Origin of the sequence: Catenulispora yoronensis (assembly GCF_039531695.1) — a bacterium.
Taxonomy (GTDB): Bacteria; Actinomycetota; Actinomycetes; order Streptomycetales; family Catenulisporaceae; genus Catenulispora; species Catenulispora yoronensis.
The window spans coordinates 1-18,411 of sequence record NZ_BAAAQN010000011.1; the positions used below are offsets into that span (position 1 = coordinate 1).

Annotated in this window: 16 protein-coding genes; 10 read left to right on the top strand and 6 right to left on the bottom strand. The window is 73.0% G+C overall.

Annotation, left to right across the window (positions count from 1 at the left end):
- Window positions 1-956: DUF7507 domain-containing protein (locus ABD481_RS11725; protein WP_425559147.1), on the bottom strand; the 956-nt coding region annotated here is incomplete at its 3' end.
- A gap of 346 nt (window positions 957-1,302) precedes the next feature.
- Between ABD481_RS11725 and ABD481_RS11730 the strand changes: the two genes are divergently transcribed.
- Both ABD481_RS11730 and ABD481_RS11735 read left to right on the top strand, forming a co-directional pair.
- A complete protein-coding gene (locus tag ABD481_RS11730) occupies window positions 1,303-1,866 on the top strand; it encodes an EF-hand domain-containing protein (RefSeq protein WP_344665619.1) in 564 nt (187 codons plus the stop codon).
- Between the two features lie 217 nt (window positions 1,867-2,083).
- Window positions 2,084-2,356, top strand: coding sequence for a hypothetical protein (locus tag ABD481_RS11735; RefSeq protein ID WP_344665620.1), 273 nt, complete (start codon window positions 2,084-2,086; stop codon window positions 2,354-2,356).
- Window positions 2,357-2,451: 95 nt separating this feature from the next.
- On the opposite strand, the gene ABD481_RS11740 is transcribed toward ABD481_RS11735, so the two are convergent.
- Entirely contained in the window at window positions 2,452-3,072 is a 621-nt protein-coding gene (locus ABD481_RS11740) for a DUF3592 domain-containing protein (protein ID WP_344665621.1), read from the bottom strand.
- A 290-nt stretch (window positions 3,073-3,362) separates the two neighbouring features.
- On the opposite strand from ABD481_RS11740, the gene ABD481_RS11745 reads away from it, so the two are divergent.
- The 3 genes from ABD481_RS11745 (at window position 3,363) to ABD481_RS11755 (ending at window position 6,185) form a co-directional block, all read left to right on the top strand.
- On the top strand, window positions 3,363-4,160 hold the full coding sequence (locus tag ABD481_RS11745) for an alpha/beta hydrolase (RefSeq protein ID WP_344665622.1): 798 nt from the start codon (window positions 3,363-3,365) through the stop codon (window positions 4,158-4,160).
- Between the two features lie 347 nt (window positions 4,161-4,507).
- Window positions 4,508-5,323: an SDR family NAD(P)-dependent oxidoreductase gene (locus ABD481_RS11750; protein ID WP_344665623.1), complete on the top strand. Its 816-nt coding sequence runs from the start codon at window positions 4,508-4,510 to the stop codon at window positions 5,321-5,323.
- 43 nt (window positions 5,324-5,366) lie between these two features.
- Complete coding sequence (locus tag ABD481_RS11755) at window positions 5,367-6,185, top strand: alpha/beta fold hydrolase (protein ID WP_344665624.1); 819 nt, start codon at window positions 5,367-5,369, stop codon at window positions 6,183-6,185.
- Between the two features lie 154 nt (window positions 6,186-6,339).
- On the opposite strand, the gene ABD481_RS11760 is transcribed toward ABD481_RS11755, so the two are convergent.
- The gene (locus ABD481_RS11760) at window positions 6,340-9,243 is read right to left on the bottom strand and encodes a helix-turn-helix transcriptional regulator (protein WP_344665625.1); all 2,904 of its coding nucleotides are present in this window, start codon (window positions 9,241-9,243) and stop codon (window positions 6,340-6,342) included.
- A gap of 65 nt (window positions 9,244-9,308) precedes the next feature.
- Window positions 9,309-12,326, bottom strand: coding sequence for a helix-turn-helix transcriptional regulator (locus ABD481_RS11765; protein ID WP_344665626.1), 3,018 nt, complete (start codon window positions 12,324-12,326; stop codon window positions 9,309-9,311).
- 204 nt (window positions 12,327-12,530) lie between these two features.
- Between ABD481_RS11765 and ABD481_RS11770 the strand changes: the two genes are divergently transcribed.
- The gene (locus ABD481_RS11770) at window positions 12,531-12,989 is read left to right on the top strand and encodes a cupin domain-containing protein (protein ID WP_344665627.1); all 459 of its coding nucleotides are present in this window, start codon (window positions 12,531-12,533) and stop codon (window positions 12,987-12,989) included.
- 17 nt (window positions 12,990-13,006) lie between these two features.
- Window positions 13,007-13,276, top strand: coding sequence for a WhiB family transcriptional regulator (locus ABD481_RS11775; protein WP_344665628.1), 270 nt, complete (start codon window positions 13,007-13,009; stop codon window positions 13,274-13,276).
- A 15-nt stretch (window positions 13,277-13,291) separates the two neighbouring features.
- Here ABD481_RS11775 and ABD481_RS11780 read toward each other — a convergent pair whose 3' ends face one another.
- Window positions 13,292-14,059 (bottom strand): HNH endonuclease family protein, encoded by a 768-nt coding sequence (locus tag ABD481_RS11780; RefSeq protein WP_344665629.1) that lies wholly within the window; start codon window positions 14,057-14,059, stop codon window positions 13,292-13,294.
- A 199-nt stretch (window positions 14,060-14,258) separates the two neighbouring features.
- Here ABD481_RS11780 and ABD481_RS11785 point away from each other — a divergent pair, with 199 nt between their 5' ends.
- Window positions 14,259-14,690, top strand: a complete 432-nt coding sequence (locus ABD481_RS11785; protein ID WP_344665630.1) for a hypothetical protein — start codon at window positions 14,259-14,261, stop codon at window positions 14,688-14,690.
- Between the two features lie 45 nt (window positions 14,691-14,735).
- On the opposite strand, the gene ABD481_RS11790 is transcribed toward ABD481_RS11785, so the two are convergent.
- On the bottom strand, window positions 14,736-15,500 hold the full coding sequence (locus ABD481_RS11790; protein ID WP_344665631.1) for a VOC family protein: 765 nt from the start codon (window positions 15,498-15,500) through the stop codon (window positions 14,736-14,738).
- Window positions 15,501-15,674: 174 nt separating this feature from the next.
- Between ABD481_RS11790 and ABD481_RS11795 the strand changes: the two genes are divergently transcribed.
- Together ABD481_RS11795 and ABD481_RS11800 are read left to right on the top strand one after the other, a co-directional pair.
- Complete coding sequence (locus ABD481_RS11795) at window positions 15,675-17,339, top strand: hypothetical protein (RefSeq protein ID WP_344665632.1); 1,665 nt, start codon at window positions 15,675-15,677, stop codon at window positions 17,337-17,339.
- A 105-nt stretch (window positions 17,340-17,444) separates the two neighbouring features.
- Complete coding sequence (locus ABD481_RS11800; RefSeq protein ID WP_344665633.1) at window positions 17,445-18,371, top strand: ketopantoate reductase family protein; 927 nt, start codon at window positions 17,445-17,447, stop codon at window positions 18,369-18,371.
- The last annotated feature ends 40 nt before the right edge of the window (window positions 18,372-18,411 follow it).

The window sequence follows — 18,411 nt, forward strand, 5'->3', positions numbered from 1 at the left end:
GTCGGGGTCGGCGTGGGAGTCGGGGTCGGGGTCGGCGTGGGGGTCGGGCTCGGGGTGCTTGGCGGCGGGGGAGCGGCGGCGCGCGGGGTGGTGCGCGGCTTCGGGGGCGGCGGTGGTGCGGGTGTGGAGGGCGGGGGTGGGGGCGGCGCCGGGGTGGTGGGTGTCGGGGTCGGCGTCGGAGGCGGTGCTGGTGGGGGCGCCGGTGGCGGTGGCAGGGCCACGACGCTGAAGTCCGCCGACGCGTTGGCCGTCAGCTTCGGCGGCGGCACCGATTTCCCGTCCGGATCCACGGTGGTGGTGCGGTCGTCGGCGGAGGCTGTCGTAGAGCTGTGATAGCTGCCGGGGGTGAGGTGCGTGGTCGCGGTGCAGGTCAGCGATGCGCCGGGGGCCAGGCCGGATCCGGACCCGGACCCGGATCCGGGTGCCGATGGGCAGCTGGCGCCGGAATGCAGAAGCGCGTCGGCCACGGCGAAGTCGAACAGCGCCGCCTTGCCGGTGTTGGTGAGGACGTAGGTCAGGGTCACCTGCGCGCCGCTGGTATCAGATGTCGTTGATACGTGCTCTGTGATGCCGACTGAGCTGGCGATGCCTTGGTAGCCGACCGTGGTCGAAGCGCTGACCTGCTGGTCGTGGTCGTTCTTCTTGCCGTGGCCATCGTCGTGGCCATCGCCATCGTCGTCGCCATCGTCGAGATCCGCGTGCGCGGTGGCGACGACCGTCCCCGTATGCGCACCCGGCTGCGCGGTGAACCGGACGAGGCAGTCCACGGACGTTCCGTGCCGCAGCTCCACCGAGTGCCCTCCGCCGGGGCAGCTCACCGTCCCGCCCAGCGCACCCGGCTCGGCGATCTGTACGTCCACCAGCCGCGGCGAACCGCTGTTGGTCAGCCGATAGTCGACGACCACCGGCGTTCCGGCCCGGATCGAGGGCGGGGAAGAACCCGGCCGCGTGTTCACGGTCGCGGAGATATCGAGCCGTGCCGGCGGACAAGGATGGCACAGCAATCCCGATAGAGACAATGGCGCGATAAGTGCGCACAGCAGCGATGAATGATACGTCGTGGGGGTCATCGAGCCGCACCGTAGCGCGGGTACGAAGGGCCGGCCAGGGCCTGCGGGGCTGGCGAAGAATGGCGAATGTGGCACGCCCGCCGGGCGGATCTCCGGCGCTATTCCAGGCGATGCCAGAATGCTGAAAACATATCCGGAAATCCGCCCTTCACGCCACCGTGGAATTCATCCGATCGTGGGGTTTGACCGACCGGCCCCACTACTCTGGCCGCCCCGGCCCGACCATGGCGCCATGGCAAGCGAATTCCAGCGGACCAAGGTCGCGGCCGTCTTCGACGCGATGGACTCCGGCCGCCGCGGATACCTGGTGGCTGGCGACTTCCAGGCCCTCGCCGCGCGCTGGACCGCGGTCCGCGGCGTCCCCCCGGGCTCGCCCCAGGCCGAACGGCTCCGCACCGTGATGCTCCACTGGTGGACCTCGCTCAGCGCCGCGTCCGCCAACCCCCGCCAAGTCACCATCGACGACGTCCTGACCGTCGTCGACCTCCTGCCCACCATGTCCGAAGCCGTGACCGCGACCGCCGACGCGATGTTCGACGCCATCGACGAGAACGCCGACGACCGCCTCTCCCAACCCGAATACCGCCAGCTCATCGAAACCTGGAACGGCCGCCCCACCGACACCGACGAAGTCTTCGCCCGCCTCGACCTCGACGCCGACGGCCACATCTCCCGCGAGGAGTTCCGCCGCCTGTGGACCCAGTTCTGGGCCGGGGACGACCCGGAGGAGCCGGGGACGTGGGTGTTCGGGCGGGTGGGACCGTTGTCGGGGGTGGGTGGGGGCGAGGTGGGCTGAGGGTGGGTGGCGCCTGTGACTTCCGGTGATGATGTGGACGCTGTGTTCTTCACGTCGATGACGAACACAACGGCAACCAGGCCCGGACGCTGCTGACCAGGGCGTGGTTCACTGTCGGCCGGCACGGGGTCCTCCCGCGCCTGGAGCTGATGCTTGCCGCCACCGCGATCGCCGAAGGCCGCGCGAAACGCGGCTACTCGGCCGTGATCGTGGATGAATGCCAGGGGTCACGATTGCCGGCGCCCGCGGCGTCGTTCTGCGTACCAACTATCGCAACGCCGAGGAGATTTGGAACACGGCGATGGCCGTCGTGGCCGGTGACAGCTTCGAGGATCTCGACGAGACCCGTGCGCTCGGCCGGCGCGACGTCGAAACGACCTATCGAGACGCCTGCAAGATCGGAACCTTTTCCATCGCGTCAAGGGTCTGGAATTCAAGCATGCCTTCCTGCCCTGTCATGACGCGCTCTGCACGACATCGTTGGATATGAGAGCGCGGCTCCGGAGCGTGCTGAACTGGTCCGCCGTCAGCTGTTCGTGGCCATGACCAGGGCGCGCGACACTCTGTGGCTCGGCTCGGTCCATCTCACTGGTCCTCCACCATCCAATCCGGCCGCGCCTTCCGCAACTCCTGATACCGCTCCCGCGCCGTCCGCTCCTCCGCGCCCCGCTTCACGCTCGCGTTGAACGCCCGCAGCGTTGCGCCCTTGTCGTCGGCGCGTTGCGCTTCCTTGTGCGCTGCTTTGGCTTCCTTCGTGCGGGCTGCGGCTGTGCGCCATCGGTCGTATGCCGTGCGCATTGCCGCGTCGGTCGGGAGGTTGCGGGCGGGGCCCGGGTCGGGTTGGCCGGACAGGGTGCGGTCGGCGCGTTCCACGGCTTCGGCTTCCGCTTCGCGTTGCTTTGCTTCGCGTTCGGCCAGCAGGGCGGCTTCGTCGACGGTTGCGTGCGTCGGGTCGGTGGCGTCGTAGCGGACGGGGACGATGTCGCCGGCCGAGAAGTAGGTGTGGGCGCTGTGGGTCAGGCCGCCTAGTTGGCATTCGGTGTCGGTGGTGGTGCCGTCCGGCAGGTGGATGCGGAGGCGGAGGCGGTACGTGACCGGGGTGGCGCCGCCGTTGGCGGTGAGGTGGCCGCCGGAGCGGAGGGCGTCGACGATCACGGCGCGGCCTGGGGTGCCGTCGCGCAGCAGTTTGCGGTTCTTGCCGAACATGCGCCGATCCTTTCCGGAGGCTGGCCCTGATGTGTGTCGCATCATCGCATCGACCAGGGCGGCTGTTCCACGCGGCGGTGGTTGTCCCGCTGCGGTGATACCTCGGGGGGACCCCCAGCTTCCCGGTTCCCGGCTCCCCAGCGGCCCCGGCGCCCTGGGGACTGTGGTGTTTCCCCGGTTCGAGCGACCGCCCCGGCCTGGTGTCCTGCTGGGAGAACAAGCATCCCGCTGTGAGAGCAAGCACAGCACTCGTCGATCCGCTTCCACGGAAACGGAAAGGAACCGCGGCCATGACCACCCCCACGCCCGTCCTGTTCATCCACGGCCTCTGGCTGCACGCCACCTCCTGGGAGCCGTGGATCGACCTCTTCCGCGAGGAGGGCTACGCTCCCAGCGCCCCCGGCTGGCCCGGCGACCCCGACACCGTCGCCGAGGCGCGCGCCAATCCCGAGAGCATCGCCGACCACGGCATCGACGACGTCGTCGAGCACTACGCGGCGATCATCCGCGGCCTGGACACGCTGCCGATCCTCATCGGCCACTCCTTCGGCGGCATGATCGCGCAGAAGCTGCTCGGTCAGGACCTGGCCGCCGCCGCGGTCGCCATCGACGCCGCGCAGATCAAGGGCGTGCTGCCGCTGCCGCTGTCCGCCCTGCGCGCGACGCTGCCGGTGTTCAAGAACCCGGCGAACAAGCACCGCGCGGTGTCGCTGACCGCCGAGCAGTTCCGCTTCGCCTTCGGCAACGCCGTCTCCGAGCAGGAGTCCGACGAGCTGTTCGAGCGGTGGACGATTCCCGCGCCGGGCAAGCCGCTGTTCGAGGCCGCGGCGGCCAACTTCAACCCGCACTCGCCGGCCAAGGTCGACACCGCCAACTCCGGACGCGGCCCGCTGCTGCTGATGAGCGGCGGCAAGGACCACACCGTGCCGGAGACGGTCACGCGGGCCACGCTCAAGCAGTACCGGCACTCCGAGGCGGTCACCGAGTTCGCCGAGTTCCCGGACAAGGGCCACTCCCTGACCATCGACAGCGGCTGGCGGGAAGTCGCGGACGCGGCGCTGGCCTGGCTGCACCGGCAGTCCTTGTAGCAGCGCGATGTAGCAGTACACGCAGAAGGTTGCAGCGCGATGTAGCAGTACGCGCGGAACGTAGCAGCGCGATGTAGCAGTACGCGCGAAAGGTAGCAGCGCGATGTAGCAGTACACGCGGAAGCTCATGGAGCAGCGCCCGCGACGGTCGGCCGGGGTCGGTCAGCCAGGCAGCCCGGCAGCCCGGCAGGCAGCCAGGCGGCCAGACAGCCAGGCGGCCAGACAGCCAGGCAGCCCGCCAGCCCGGCAGCCCGCCAGACAGCCAGGCAGCCAGCCAAGAAACCGGCCGACCAACCCGTCGGGATCGAGCCGCGGACACCCCACCAGGAAAGTCGAAGGGACCCGAGATGGACCTCGGAATCAGCGGCAAGACCGCACTCGTCACCGGAGCCGGGCGCGGCATCGGACTGGCGATCACCCGCGCCCTCGCCGAGGAGGGCGCCCGCGTGGCCGCCGGATCCCGAGAGGTCTCCGCCGAGCTGGAGGACCTCGCCGCCGAGCTGGCGAAGCTCGGCGGCGCCGGCCAGGTCGTCCCCATCGCGGTCGGCCTGGCCGACCTGCCCGACCCGGCCGGACCGGCGGCGCTGGCCGCGGCCGCCGCCGAGGCCCTCGGCGGCCTGGACGTGCTGGTGCACAACGTCGGCGGCGTCCGCCCCCGGCCGGACGGCTTCGCCAGCGTCACGGACGACGACTGGGACCGGACCCTGACCATCAACTTCCTCAGCGCCGTGCGGACCACCCGCGCCGCGCTCCCGCTCCTGCTCGACGGCGGCGGCAGCATCGTCACCGTCAGCTCGGTCAACGCCGCCCTGCCCGATCCGCTGGTGATCGACTACTCGGCGGCCAAGGCGGCGCTCGCCAACTTCTGCAAAGCCCTGTCCAAGGAGGTCGGGCCGCGCGGCGTCCGCGTCAACACCGTCAGCCCCGGGCCGGTCGCCACCGGCCTGTGGCTCGGGGACGCCGGGGTGGCCGCCACCGTCGCCCGGGCCGCCGGGCTGTCTCCCGACGACGTGGTGGCCGGCGCCGCCGCCGACAGCGTCACCGGCCGGTTCAGCCGCCCCGAAGAGGTCGCGGACCTGGTGGTGTACCTGGCCGGGGACCGTGCCGCGAACATCACCGGCGCCGACTTCGTCATCGACGGCGGACTGATCAAGACCCTGTGACCGCACTCACCGCCGACCCTCTTACCGTCCTGAAGGAGAACTCATGAAAGCCAAAGCTGTGATCCCGGCCGCCGTGCTGGCCGTCGCCGCCGCGACCACCCCGGCGCTCGCCTCGGCCGCCCCCGCCGGCGCGGCCCACCACGCGCCCAAGCCCACGGTGGTCCTCGTCCACGGCGCCTTCGCCGACGCCTCCGGCTGGTCCGGCGTGATCGAACGGCTGCGCCACGACGGCTATCCGGTCGTCGCCCCGGCGAACCCGCTGCGCGACCTGACCAGCGACGCGGCCTACATCTCCAGCATCCTGGACACCATTCCCGGACCGGTGGTGCTGGTCGGCCACTCCTACGGCGGCGAGCTCATCACCAACGCGGCCGTCGGCCACGCGAACGTCAAGGCCCTGGTCTACATCGCCGCCTTCGCCCCGGACCAGGGCGAGTCGGCCCTGGAGCTGACCGGCCGCTTCCCGGGCAGCGAGCTGGGCGCGAACCTGAGCGTGCACAACTACCCGGTGCCCGGCGGCGGCAGCGCGCCGGAGGGCGTCATCAACCAGGACGCCTTCCACGCGGTCTTCGCCGCCGACGTCCCGGCCCGCACCGCCGCCGACATGGCCGCCAGCCAGCGCCCCGTCGGACTGGCCGCGCTGTCCGCGCCGAGCGGCGTGCCGGCGTGGAAGACGCTGCCCAGCTGGTTCCTGGTGGCCGGGGCCGACCAGGCGATCCCGCCGGCCTCGGAGGCGTTCATGGCGCAGCGGGCCAACTCGCGGCGCACCATCACCGTCAACGGCGCCTCGCACGCGGTGATGGTGTCGCACCCCAAGCAGACCGCCGACCTGATCAAGGAGGCGGCGGAGGCCACCGGCTGAGACTGAGCCACGAGCCCGAGCCTGAACCCCGAGCCTTCGAAGCAGAAACGGCTGTGGGACCGCGACAACTGTCGCGGTCCCACAGCCGTTTCCCGGTCACCAACCGCGGATCAACCTTCTGCCGACAACCCTCTGCCGATCAACCGTCCGCCGATCAACCCTCCGCCAACATCGTCCGCAGCTGCCGCCGCGACGTGATGTCCAGCTTCCGGAACACCTTGTTGAGGTGGTACTCGATCGTCGACTGCGTGATGAACAGCCGCGTGGCGATCTCCGCGTTCGTCGACCCCGCCGCCGCCAGCTCCGCGATCCGCCGCTCCTGCGGGGTCAGGCCGTGGCCGGTCCGCGTTGTGCGCTTGCGGGCGTGCTCGCCGGTGGCCAGCAGCTCGACCCGCGCCCGCTCGGCGAACCCGGCGGCGCCCATCGTCTCGAACATGTCGTACGCCGTGCGCAGCTCGGCGCGCGCTTCGGCGCGCCGCTTGCGCCGCCGCAGCCACTCGCCGTAGAGCAGGTGGGCCCGCGCCGACTCGGTGCGGATCGGCGTGCGGTCGAGCAGCTCGACGGCTTCCTCGAACAGCGACGCGGTCTGGTCGTCGTCGCTCATCAGGGCTCGACAGCGCGCCAGCAGGCCCAGGGCCCACGGCGTGCCCGCCACCGTGGCCCGCTCCTCCAGGCGGCGCAGCGCGTCCTTGGCGGTGAGTTCGTCCCCGCTGCGCGCCGCGGCCTCCACCAGGTCCGGCAGGATCCGCGCCGCCGCGCCGGGGTTGTCCGTGCCGAACGCCACCCGCGCCAGGGCCGCGGCCTCGGCGTAGCGGCCGAGGCTGAGCTCCAGCACCGTCAGCGAGTAGCGGGCCCAGTCGCCGAAGCCGCCGTGGTCGTTGGCCTCCACCCAGTCCTCGGCCACCAGCCTGGCCGCGGCCCGGGTCTCGGACTCGCGGCCGCTGTAGGCGAGAAGCTCGATCCGGTAGGCGTCGCCGGGAGTCGGCTGTCCGGTGACGACCGCGAGGTCCTCCGCCTCGTCCAAGCACATCGTCGCGACCGAGAACCGGCCGGCTCGCAGCTCCCACGAGGAACGGACCAGCAGCGCCGCGCGCAGTGCGCCGAGTGCGCGGGTTTGGCGGGCCCGGGCTTCCAACACCTCCACGGCGCGCAGAGCGTCGTCGTCCCAGGTCTCGTCGCCCGCGTAGATGGTGAGCTCGGCCACCGGCATGGTCTGGTCGTCGGATTCCTCGCCACGACAGATCGCCGCTATGGCGGCTCGCAGCACCGGCACGCACTGCGGGTAGCCCTCGGCCATCCGCAGCGCGAAGCCGCGCAGCATCAGGTCCGCACCGCTGTCCGGCCCGAGCGGGGCTGACCCCGAAGGGCGCAGCGCGGGGGAGTCCAGCACCGCCTCGCCGAACTCCCGCAGCCGGTCGTGCCCGCTGTACAGCGTGGCGACCAGCCCTTCCAGCAGCATCCGCCGGGCCAGCCCGGGATCGTTCCCGGCCACGGCGACGGTGTCGGCGGCGGACATCAGCAGGGCCGGAACACCGGTGAGCTGGGCCAGCAGCATCCCGATCTTCGCCCGGGCGTAGAGGGCGCGGGCGCGGAGCAGCGGATCATCGGCCAGCAGCGGCTCGGCCTGCTCCAGGACGCTCCGCGCCGAGTGCGGGTCGCCGAGCACCAGATGTGCCTGCACGGCCTCGACCAGCCGGCCGGCCCGGTTCACCACCGACAGCTCGGCCGCCCGGGCCAGGAACGCCGCCTGCTCGGCGTAGCCGCCGCGGGCCCGGGCGCGCTCCGAGGCGGTCTCCAGTTCGCCGGCCACCGTGTCGTCCAGGCCGATCGTCGCCTCGGCGCTGTGCCAGGCCCGGCGTTCGGGAGTCTGGACCGGGTCGGTGACGGCGGCCAGGGCCCGGTGGACCCGGCGGCGCAGGGTGGCGTCGGCCCCGCGATACACGGCGGAGCGGATCAGCGGGTGCCGGAACTCGATGAGGTGGTCGCCGGTGATCAGGCCGGCGGACAGCGCCTCGTCGGCGGCCGCGGCCGGAACCCCCAGCTCCCCGGCGGCCCGCCACAGCAGCACCGGGTCCTCCGGCGACGCCGCCGACAGCAGCAGCAGGAAGGCGCGGGTCGGCTCCGGCAGGTCCTGGATCAGGCGTCGGAAATGGTTCTCCAGCCGGGCCCCGACCGGCAGCGGCTCGTGCAGCGGCGCCGCGCCGGCCAGGTGCGCGGGGCTCAGCGCGTCCGCGATCTCGGTCAGGGCCAGCGGGTTGCCGCCGGTGTCGGCGACGATGCGGGTGGCGACCTCCGGGTCCAGCAGTCCCAGGACGCTGTGACGCAGCAGCGCGTGCGCGTCGGTCTCGGCCAGGCCGCGGACCGGCAGCGCGGTGAAGCCGTCGAACGGTCCGCCCGAACCCGAATAAGAACCCAAATAGGAATCAGAAGGGTCCGAAGAGTCCGAATAAGAGCCGGAATAAGAGTCCGAATAGGAACCCGGGCCCTCGCCCGCGGCCGGGCCGGAGCCCTCCGTGCGCCCCGCGACTACCAGCCCGATCCCCTCGGCCCCCAGCCGCCGCCCGACGAACGCCAGCACCTCGGCGGACTCCCGGTCCAGCCACTGCACGTCGTCCACCAGGCACAGCAGAGGCTGCGCCGCCGCGGTCCCGGCCAGCAGCGTCAGCACGGCCAGGCCGACCAGGTACCGGTCCGGCGTCGGCCCGGCGCGCAGCCCGAACGCGGCGGCCAGTGCCTCGTGCTGCGGCGCGGGCAGCGCCTCGAAGGCGTCCGGGTCCGCCAGCAGCGGGCGCAGCAGCCGGTGCAGCGCCGCGTACCCCAGCCTGGCCTCGGTCTCGACCCCGGCGGTCCGCACCACCCGCAGGTCGGTCGAGGTCCGAGCAAGATGGTCCAGCAGCCGGGTCTTGCCGATCCCGGCCTCGCCGACGAGCACCAGCGCGGAGCTCATGCCCTCGCGCACTCCCGCCAGCAGATCGGTGAGTATCCGCAGTTCCTCGTCGCGTCCGGTAAGCGGGGCCCTGCGGGTGCGGGCGCCGCCCGGGAGGTGTCCAGCCGTCACCCCTTCAGCGAAGCACCGAAATCCCTAGGCGGCCCTAGGGTCCGACCCTAGTCCGGGCAGTTCGCTCAGGCCCGGACCAGCGCGGTGAGGTGACGGCGCGACGTTATGCCGAGCTTGGAGTAGATGTTGGACAGGTGATACTCCACCGTCTTCGGAGTGACGTAGAGCTCTGCCGCCGCCTGCTGGTTGGTGCGGCCGTCGGCGATGAGGTACGCCACCGACAGCTCCCGCTCGGTCAGCGCGTGCAGCGGACCGCCGGTCTGTGCCGGCGCGGACAGGCCGATCGCTGCCAAGTCCGCCTCGCACCGCTCAAGGAACGGCGCGGCACGCAGCGCGGCGAACCGGTCGTGCGCCGACCGGAACCAGGCCGACGCCTCCCGCCGGGCCTTGGAACCGGTCGCCACGAGCAGCCGGCCGTAGCCGTGTTCGAGCAGCGCGCGGAAGAAGACCGGGTCCTCGGCCGCACCCGCGCGGGCCCGGATGCCCGCCGCCGCGCCGGAGCCCGCCTCGGATCTGCTGCCCGCCGCGCCCGCGCTCGCTGCCCCCGCACCGGAGCCTGCCCCGGATTGGCTGCCCGCCGCGTTCGAGCCTGCTGCTCCCGCGCCGGCCCGGATGCCCGCCGCCCCGGAACCCGCCCCGGCCCCGCCGTCCAACACCTCCCGATACGCCGCCAACGCCTCCTCCGGCCGCCCCTGGGCCTCCGCCAGCAGCCCGTTCAGCCTCGCCTCGACCAGCCGCGAGTACCCTCCGTGGTCGCAGTCCTCTTCCTCCAGCTCCCGCAGCGACCGCGTCGCCGCCTCCACCTGCCCGGTCCCGATCAGCGCCTCGACCAGCAGCGACCGCTGCCACAGCCGGAACGGTTGATACCGCAGCCGCAGCGCCGCGTCGGGGTCGATGCCGCCGTCCTCGGCGTGCCGGTCCACCATCGGCTCCAGCGCCACCAGCATCGCGGCGTGGTCGGCGCGGGCCTGCGCCAGTAGCGCCCCGGCCAGCGCCAGGTAGACGGCCTCGGCCGGCGGGTCGCCGAGCATCCGCGTGATCTCGGTCAGGGCGGTGAGCTGGGCCTCGGCGGCGTCCCACAGACCGCGTCCGGCCTGCACGCACACCGCCGCGAACCCGGCCGCCGCGTCGCCCAGCACGTGGTCCTGGCTCGCGGCGATCGCCAGCGCCCGGTCCGCTGCCGACTCCGCGGCGTTCCAGTCCCCGGACAGGTACTCGGTCACCGACCACAGCGACAGCGACAGATGGCTGAGTTTCGAACCGGCGCCCTGCTGGTCCCGGCGCGCCACCGTGGCCAGGTCGGCGCGGGCCGCCGGCAGGTCGCCGACGAACAGGCTCATCACGCCCCGGGTGGCCAGCGTCTCCAACTGGTGGTTCGCGGAGTCGGCGGCGAGGCGCGGCAGGTGCGCCACGTCCTCCAGGGCGGCGCGCGGACCCTTGTCCCACATCCGGCCGGTCGCCAGCACCGCGCGCGTGAAGTCGGTCGTGGCCGGGTCCAGGTCGCCGATGGCCAGGGTGCGGGTCGCGATGTCGACGGTCCGGGCGCCGCGGCACTGCCGGATGGTGATGACCGCCAGGAAGGTCCCGGCCAGCACGGCGACCCACCCCGACTCCGGGTCGGCCAGCGCGGCCTGCCAGGACTCCGACAACCGGGCCTCGGCGTCGGCGAACCGGCCCTCCAACAGGTCCATGACCCCGAGCACGCAGCCGCGCAAAGTGCTCGGCGCGCAGTCCTCGACCTGCGGCCGCAACCGCATCGCGGTCGCCGGCTGCATGGTCAGCAGCGACTGCGCGCAGGCGGTGAGCAGGCGGCGCTCGCGGTCCTCGGAACGGTCGGACAGGGCCGAGGCCTCGAGCAGCCCGGTGGCGGCCAGGGCGATGCGGCCGAGGACGGCCTCGGCGCCGCCGGACTGCTCCAGCTCGGCGGCGAGCCCCGCGTCGGCCGCGCCGGCCGCGGCGACGCGGTGGGCCCAGGACGCGGCGGTGCCGACCACGCCCGCGGCGGCGGCGTGCAGGGTGCGGCGGCGCTCGGGGCCGATCGCCTCGTAGACGGCGTCGCGCTGGAGCGCGTGCACCAGCGCGACCGTGCTCTCGGCCTCGGCCGGCCACCACTGCGCCAGGCCCGCCGCCAGCGCGGGCTTGAGCGCGCGGGCCGGATCCGGCAGGGCACCGACCTGAGCGACGGTCGCCAGCGGGAGCCTGGCGTCCAGCACCGCCAACGCTTCCAGCAGCGCGACCGACTCGGCGGGCAGCCGCTCCATCAGATCGCTGATTCCCACGCGCAGCGAGCGCGGGACCGGCCAGCGGGCCGCGGCCTCGGCGCCGAGGGTCTGGATCGGGACCTCGGCCAGGACCGTGCGGACGTAGAGCGGATGGCCCTTGGTGTACGAGTACAGGCGCTCGACGAGCCCCGGCGCCGCGGGCGTGTCCAGCAGGCTGTCCGCCAGCCGGGCGACGTCGTCCTCGGCCAGGCCGCCGACCTCGATCCGGGCGGCGCGGTCCGTGGAGCGGACCAGCCGGTGCAGGCTCTCGGTGGTGCGCTCCTCCTCGGAGCGGGTGACCAGCACGGTCAAAACCCGGTCCGCCCACAGTCGGCGCAGGACGAACCCCAATACCTGCACGGAGAACGGGTCGGCCCAGTGGAAGTCGTCGACCACCAGGGCGACCGGGCCGGTGCTCTCCTGAAGCGCGCCGAGCAGGAGCAGCAGCTGCCCGCCGACCGCGTGCGGGGAGGCCCCGGTCGCGGCGTCCGGCCCCAGCAGCGGGAACCGGTCCGCCAGGGCCCGGTCCACGCGCCGGGTCAGCTGGCCGACCACGCCGCCGGGCAGCTCGGTCTCCGAAACGTCGCCGGTCGCCCACAGCACCGTGAAATCAGGGAGTGAGGACGTCAGCCGCCGGGCCAGGGCGCTCTTGCCGATGCCCGCCTCGCCCTCGATCACCGCCAGCCAGGCCCGGCCGGCGCGGGCCTCGCCGGCCCCGGCCAGCAGGCGTTCGGACTCGGCGGCGCGGCCGACGAACACTTCGCCCGGGGTGGGTGCGAGGCCGGGAGCCTCCGGATCCGTCGGATGTATGGCCGGGCTCATGGTGCGGTCTCTCCGAGGGGCCGGGCGCCGTCGCCGGCGGGGGTGCTGGTGCAGTTGAGAGCACTTTAGCGGGGCGGTGCCGACTAAGACTGGGGTCTTTCCTTGATGCGACCGCCTGGCGGCCGGTGGTCTTCTCAGAGGGCGGACGATCTTCGTCCTCCGTTTGGCATCCGGGCGCTTCCCGGCACATGGAAAGGCTGCGCGATGAGTTTCGTGACCGACAGTTCCCAACCGTTCTGGTTCCTCGGCGGACAAAGCCGGGTCTTGATCCCGGGACAGGCCACCGCCGGATCGCTGAGCGTCGTCGAGTTCACCGACGGAGCCGGCCACGCGCCGCCGCTGCACATCCACGAGGACGAGGAAGAGGTCTGGATCGTGCTCGACGGCGAGGTGAGCTTCTTCGTCGGCGACCGCCGGATCGAGCTCGGCCCGGGCGACGCCGCGCACGGCCCGCGCGGCGTGCCGCACAGCTACCTGGTCCGCTCGCCCACCGCGCGGCTGGCCGCGGTCTTCGCGCCGGCCCGGATCGAGCAGTGGTTCGTGGCCAACGGAACTCCGGTCGGCGCCCCGGACGAGGCGCCGGCGGGGTTCGACCTCGACGCGATAGTCGCCTCCGCGCAGGCTTTCCACCTGCGCGTGGCCGGGCCGCCGCCGGCCGCCTGACCGGGCCGGGGACCGCGATGAAGCATGCTGCGGCGCTGCGGCCGCTGCTGACGACGTGGCAGTGGCAGGCCGCGGCGGCCTGCCGGGGCCTGCCCAGCGCCGCGTTCTTCTCGCCCACCGGGGAGCGGGGCGAGGCCCGCGAGCGCCGGGAGCAGGCCGCGAAGCGGATCTGCGCCGGGTGCCCGGTCCGCGAGGAGTGCGCCGCGTTCGCCGTGGCGCTGGGCGAGCGCCACGGGACCTGGGGCGGGCTGACGGACAAGGAACGGCGCGGGGCGTGGCGGAACTAGTGCTGGGAACGTGCCTCAGCCCTGGCACAAGGTCAGCATCTTGGCCTTGTCCTCCTTGGCCACGTCCAGCTTGTACTTCAGCGCCACCTCGGCGAAGCGGACCGCGTAGGAGCAGTGGATCCCGGTGTTCGGCGGGAGCCACTCGGCGGGGCCCGAATCGCCCTTGGAGGCGTTGTCGGAGCCGTCGACGGCCAGCAGGTTGAGCGGGTCGTTGGCCAGTTGGACGCGCTGGTCGTCGGACCATCGGGCCGCGCCCATCTGCCAGGCGTAGGACAGCGGGATGACGTGGTCTATCTGGACGGTGGTGGCCTTGGCCTTCGTCCACTGGATCGTCTCGGACTTGTAGGGGTTGTAGAGCGTCATCGAGGCCAGCACGCACTTGGAGCCCGAGGCGTAGGCGAGGTCCAGGCCGTCGCGGGCCAGGACGTCGTCGCGGGTGTCGCAGCCGTTGTCGGCGAACGGGACGCCGGTGGCGTTGTCGGTCCAGGCGTCGCCGAACTTCTCGCGGGTGTAGCCGGTCTTCGGGCCGGTGGCGGCGGTGGTCAGCTTGGTGATCAGGTCGCGGGCCTGTGACTGGTCGCCGGCCGAGGTGATCGCCCCCAGGCCGGGCTTGAGCCCGTCCCGGTTGGCCAGCGGGCTCACCGAGCGGGCGTCAGTGCCCGAGGACGCCTTCGAGCCGGTCGCGGATCCCGGGGGAGCGGAGCTGCTCGCCGTGGACTTGCATCCGCTCAGGGCGAGGACGACGGTCAGGACGGCGAAAAGCGGACGGCGGTTCGTGGTCAAGATCGGTCTCCAGTCGCAGGGTTTTCCTGCGAAGGATGCCATTGATCGGCCCCGAGCATGAACCGGCGTTCGGGCGCCGGGCGGTCCCGGACGCCACCGGCCCGGCGAGCCGGTGGCGTCCGCGACAGAGCCCTGTCATGCTTTTCCGATGCCGCTACAAGGTGGGGCGCCGTCGCGGCGGGTCGCGGAACCGCCCGAAATGGGACCGGGATCGAAGTTCGCGTTGGTCGTCGGCATCGACGCGGTTTTGGCGATCGTGGTCCTCGTCGCCGGATTCGTCATCGGAATGCGGGCCTGGGGCGGCGGCTACAAAACCGATCCGGACGCCGCCACCCGCCATTACGGCGACTGGCTGCTCGCCGTCGCGATCGCCCTGACGGTCTTCGGGATCGTCCTGGCGTGGTTGCGGATGACCAAGAACGCCGTGGTGCACGTCCTGCTGGCGATGATCGTGTTGGTGGCCGGGACCCGAGAGCGGGGCCTCCACGATCCGACGGCGCCGCAGCGCGTCGGTCCGGCCGTGGTGCAGCCGACCGGGCCCACGCCCGCGACGCCGTCGAGCAGCTTCGTCGTGGCCTGCAGTCTGGGCCACTGCACGGTCAACGGGACACCGGTGACCATCCACCCCTGAGACCTGAGACCTGAGACCTGAGACCTGAGACCCGTGTCCGCCCGCCTACTTCTTGACCTCCGGCTGATACACCGCGAACACCGCACCCTGCGGGTCCCGGGCCACCGCGAACTGCCCGGTGCCCGGCACCTCGAACGGCTTCGTCAGCAGCTCCGCCCCGAGCTCGGCCGCCTTGGCCGCCGACGCCGCCACGTCCTCGGTCTTGAAATACAGCAGCCAGTGCGGCGGCACGTCCTCCGGCACCCCGGTCCCGGCCATGTCCTGCACCCCGCCGAACTGCCGGTCCCCGGCGCTCAGGTGCGGGTAGTCGCCCTCGCTGACCGACCAGCCGAACAGCCCCTGGTAGAAGGCGTTGGCGGCGGGCACGTCGCGGGTGGCCAGCTCCACCCAGCAGGCGGCGCCCGGCTCGTCCCACAGCCCGAAGCCGTGGAAGGTGCGCGGCTGCCAGATGCTGAACATCGCGCCGCCCGGGTCCTGGAGCACCGAGAAGCGTCCGATGTCGAACACGTCCATCGGGGTCATGACCACCAGGCCGCCCAGCTCCTCGGCGCGGACCGCGGTGGCGTCGGCGTCGGCCACGGCGAACGACACCGACCAGGCCACCGGCTGGCCGGGGGCGTAGAGCGGGGACATCGCGGCCACCGGGGCGCCGTTCAGCGAGCACATGGTGTACCCGCCGGCGTCCTCGCGGGGGTCGGTCTCGACGCTCCAGCCGAACAGCGCGCCGTAGAACGCGCCGGAGGCGGGCAGGTCGGAGCTGCCGAGCTCGACCCAGCACGGTGCGCCGATGGCGGCTTCGGTCGGCTTCATGCCATTCACCTCGTACAAGCGTTCGGATACGGACCGTCCTCCTTCACGCTGCCACGTCCGGACCCGGGCCGCGACCGGAACCGCCGGATCCGGTTCGCCCGTTCAGCGCAAGCGATTCGTGTCTTCGCGTCCTGATCGCTCACAGTAATCCGGGTCTTCGGCACTCTCGGGCGGATGGAACAGATCTTGGCCACACGGATCACGGCAACGGCGGCGGCGATCGGCCTGGCGGGCGCGGCCCTGACCCTGCAACCGGCGGCGCGGGCGGCGCGGGCCGACGCGGTGCCCGCCGTCCCCGGCGGATCCATCCCGTTCTCGGTGGCCGACCCGGCGACCGCGCCGCGGCCGGTGGTGACCGTCGCGATCGGCGGCGTCTCGCTGCTGCTCCTGCTGGACACCGGCTCCACCGGCATCCGGGTCAGCGGCTCCAAGGTGCCGGCCGGCGCGGTCACCGTCACCGGCCGGGCGGCGCCCTATGGCTACGGCAGCGGCGTGCAGCTGCACGGCGACCAGGCCGACGCCGACGTCGCCATCGGCGGCTACCACACCGGCCCGCTCCCGATCGAGCTGGTGCGCTCCACCGACTGCTTCGCCGACAAGCCCCGGTGCCCGGCCGCCGACGGCGCCAAGCCGACGATGTTCGGCGGGCTGCTCGACGGCGTCATGGGCGTCAGCCTGGAGGGTGCCACCGGGCTGGTGAACCCGATGTGGACCCTCCAGGACGCGGCCGGCAACCACGTCGGCCGGCAGTTCGCCGTGCGGTTCAGCCCGGACCAGTACAGCGGCAGCATCCTGCTCGGCGTGCCGGCCGCCGGCTACAGACTGGTGCAGGCGGGCCGGACACCGACGCTGAAGGCCAAGCGCGGTTCCGCCGCCGGGCCGGAGGCGGGCGACGCCCGGACCGCGGCGGCGCGCTACGCGTCGTGGGCCGGGTCCTACGACGCCCGCCCGCAGGCCCGGGGGCGGCTCGGGGCGCGGCCGCCGCAGCGCCCGCTGCCCGCCGCCGACCCGGCGCTGGCCCCGGCGCCCCCGTCGTGGAACCCGCGGACGGTGCAGACCTGCCTGACCGCCGTCGGCCTGCCCAGGACCTGCGCCCCGGCCATGTTCGACAGCGGCACGCCGAACTTCGCGCTGGACGTGCCGAACGTCCCGGCCGGCACCTGGCGCGCCGGGCGGGCCCTGGAGATCGGCGTGCCGCAGGCGGGCTGGGACGCCACGTTCGTCACCGGCCCGGGCAACGCGGTCACCGTCACCAACGCTCCGTCCACGGAGATCAGCGGCTCGCTGATCGGGCTGCCCGCGTTCGCCAAGGGGCCGCTGCGCTTCGACCTGCTGGCCGGGACCGTCGGCTTCCCGGTGTCGGGCGCGGGCGCGGCGTCGCAGACCTCGCGGAGCCTTTTGGCACCGCAGCGCGCGCTGGTCAAGGACGCGCCGGTCAAGGACGCGCCGCCCCCGGCCATCGCCCCGCCGCCGCCGCTCGCCCCGGTGGCCCAGGTCGCTCCGATGGCCCCGCCGCCGGCCGTGGCCCCGGCGGCTTCGAACGCTGCCAAGCCCGTACTCCAGGCCGCACCCCAGGCCGCACTCCAAGCTGCATCCCAGGCCGCCCCGCAAGCCGCATCCCAGGCCGCCCCGCACGCCGCCCCCCACGCCGCCCCGCCGAAGCACCCCGCCGCGAAGCCGCATGCCAGGATCCCGTTCCACCAGTCCGGGAAGAAGGCGCTGCCCGACACCGGCGTGCCGCTCTCGGCCGCGCTCGGCGCCGTCACGGCCCTGACCGCGCTGCTGGCCGGGATCGGGACGGTGCTGGCGGCCCGCCGCCGGACCGACCGCGGGGCCTGATTCCCACCGGGCCCGCCGCGGCCGGGGAATGATCACCGCCGCCGTGCGGTTCGCTGTTGCGGAACGTCCTCTTCAGGAGAGTCCTCTTCAGGGAAGGTGCACAGGATGCGGATTCTGGTCGTGGGAGCCGGGGCCACCGGCGGGTACTTCGGAGGCCGCCTGCTCCAGGCCGGGCGGGACGTCACCTTCCTGGTGCGGCCCGGGCGGGCCCGGGTGCTGCGCGAGCGCGGGCTGCGGATCGTCGGGCTCGGCGAGCAGACGGTGCTGGAGCCCGAAGTGGTGCTCGCCGGGGAGATCGAAGGGCCCTACGACCTGATCCTGCTGACCGTCAAGGAGTCCGGGCTGGCCGCCGCCGTCGACGACCTGGCCCCGGCGGTCGGGCCCGGGACGCTGATCGTGCCGGTCCTGAACGGGATGCGGCAGATCGACCTGCTGGTCGAGCGCTTCGGCGAGGAGGCGGTGCTCGGCGGCATCGCCTACGTCATGACCACGCTCGACGACTTCGGCGACGTCCTGCGGCTGGCCGGCATGCACCGCCTCGCCTACGGCCGCCGCGACGGTTCGGTCGACGAGCAGGTGCGGGCTGTCCATGCCGCGCTGTCCGACGCCGGGTTCGAAACCGTGCTGTCCGAGCACGTCGCCTCGGCGATGTGGTCGAAGTGGACGTTCATCGCCAGCCTCGGCGCCGTCAACGTCCTCGGCGGCGGCAGCGTCGGCGACGTCGCGGCCGCGCCCGGCGGCAAGACCCTGGCCGAGGCCGTGGTCGACGAGGCCGCCGCGGTCGCGGCCGCCGCCGGCTACCCGGTGTCGGCCGCCGAACGCGACACCTACCGCGCGATGCTGACCGAGGACGGGAGCGCCGACACCTCCTCCCTGTTCCGCGACTTCGGCGCCGGACTTCCGGTCGAGGCCGAGCAGATCTTCGGGGACCTGGTGGCGCGCGCCGAGGAGTTCGGTGTGGCAGTGCCCTTGCTTCGTGCGGTCGCGGTGCGCTTGCGGGTGCATAACGCGCGGACGTCGAACCGGGCCTAGTCCTGGGCGATCGGCTAGCCTCACCCTTCATAAGGGGTTG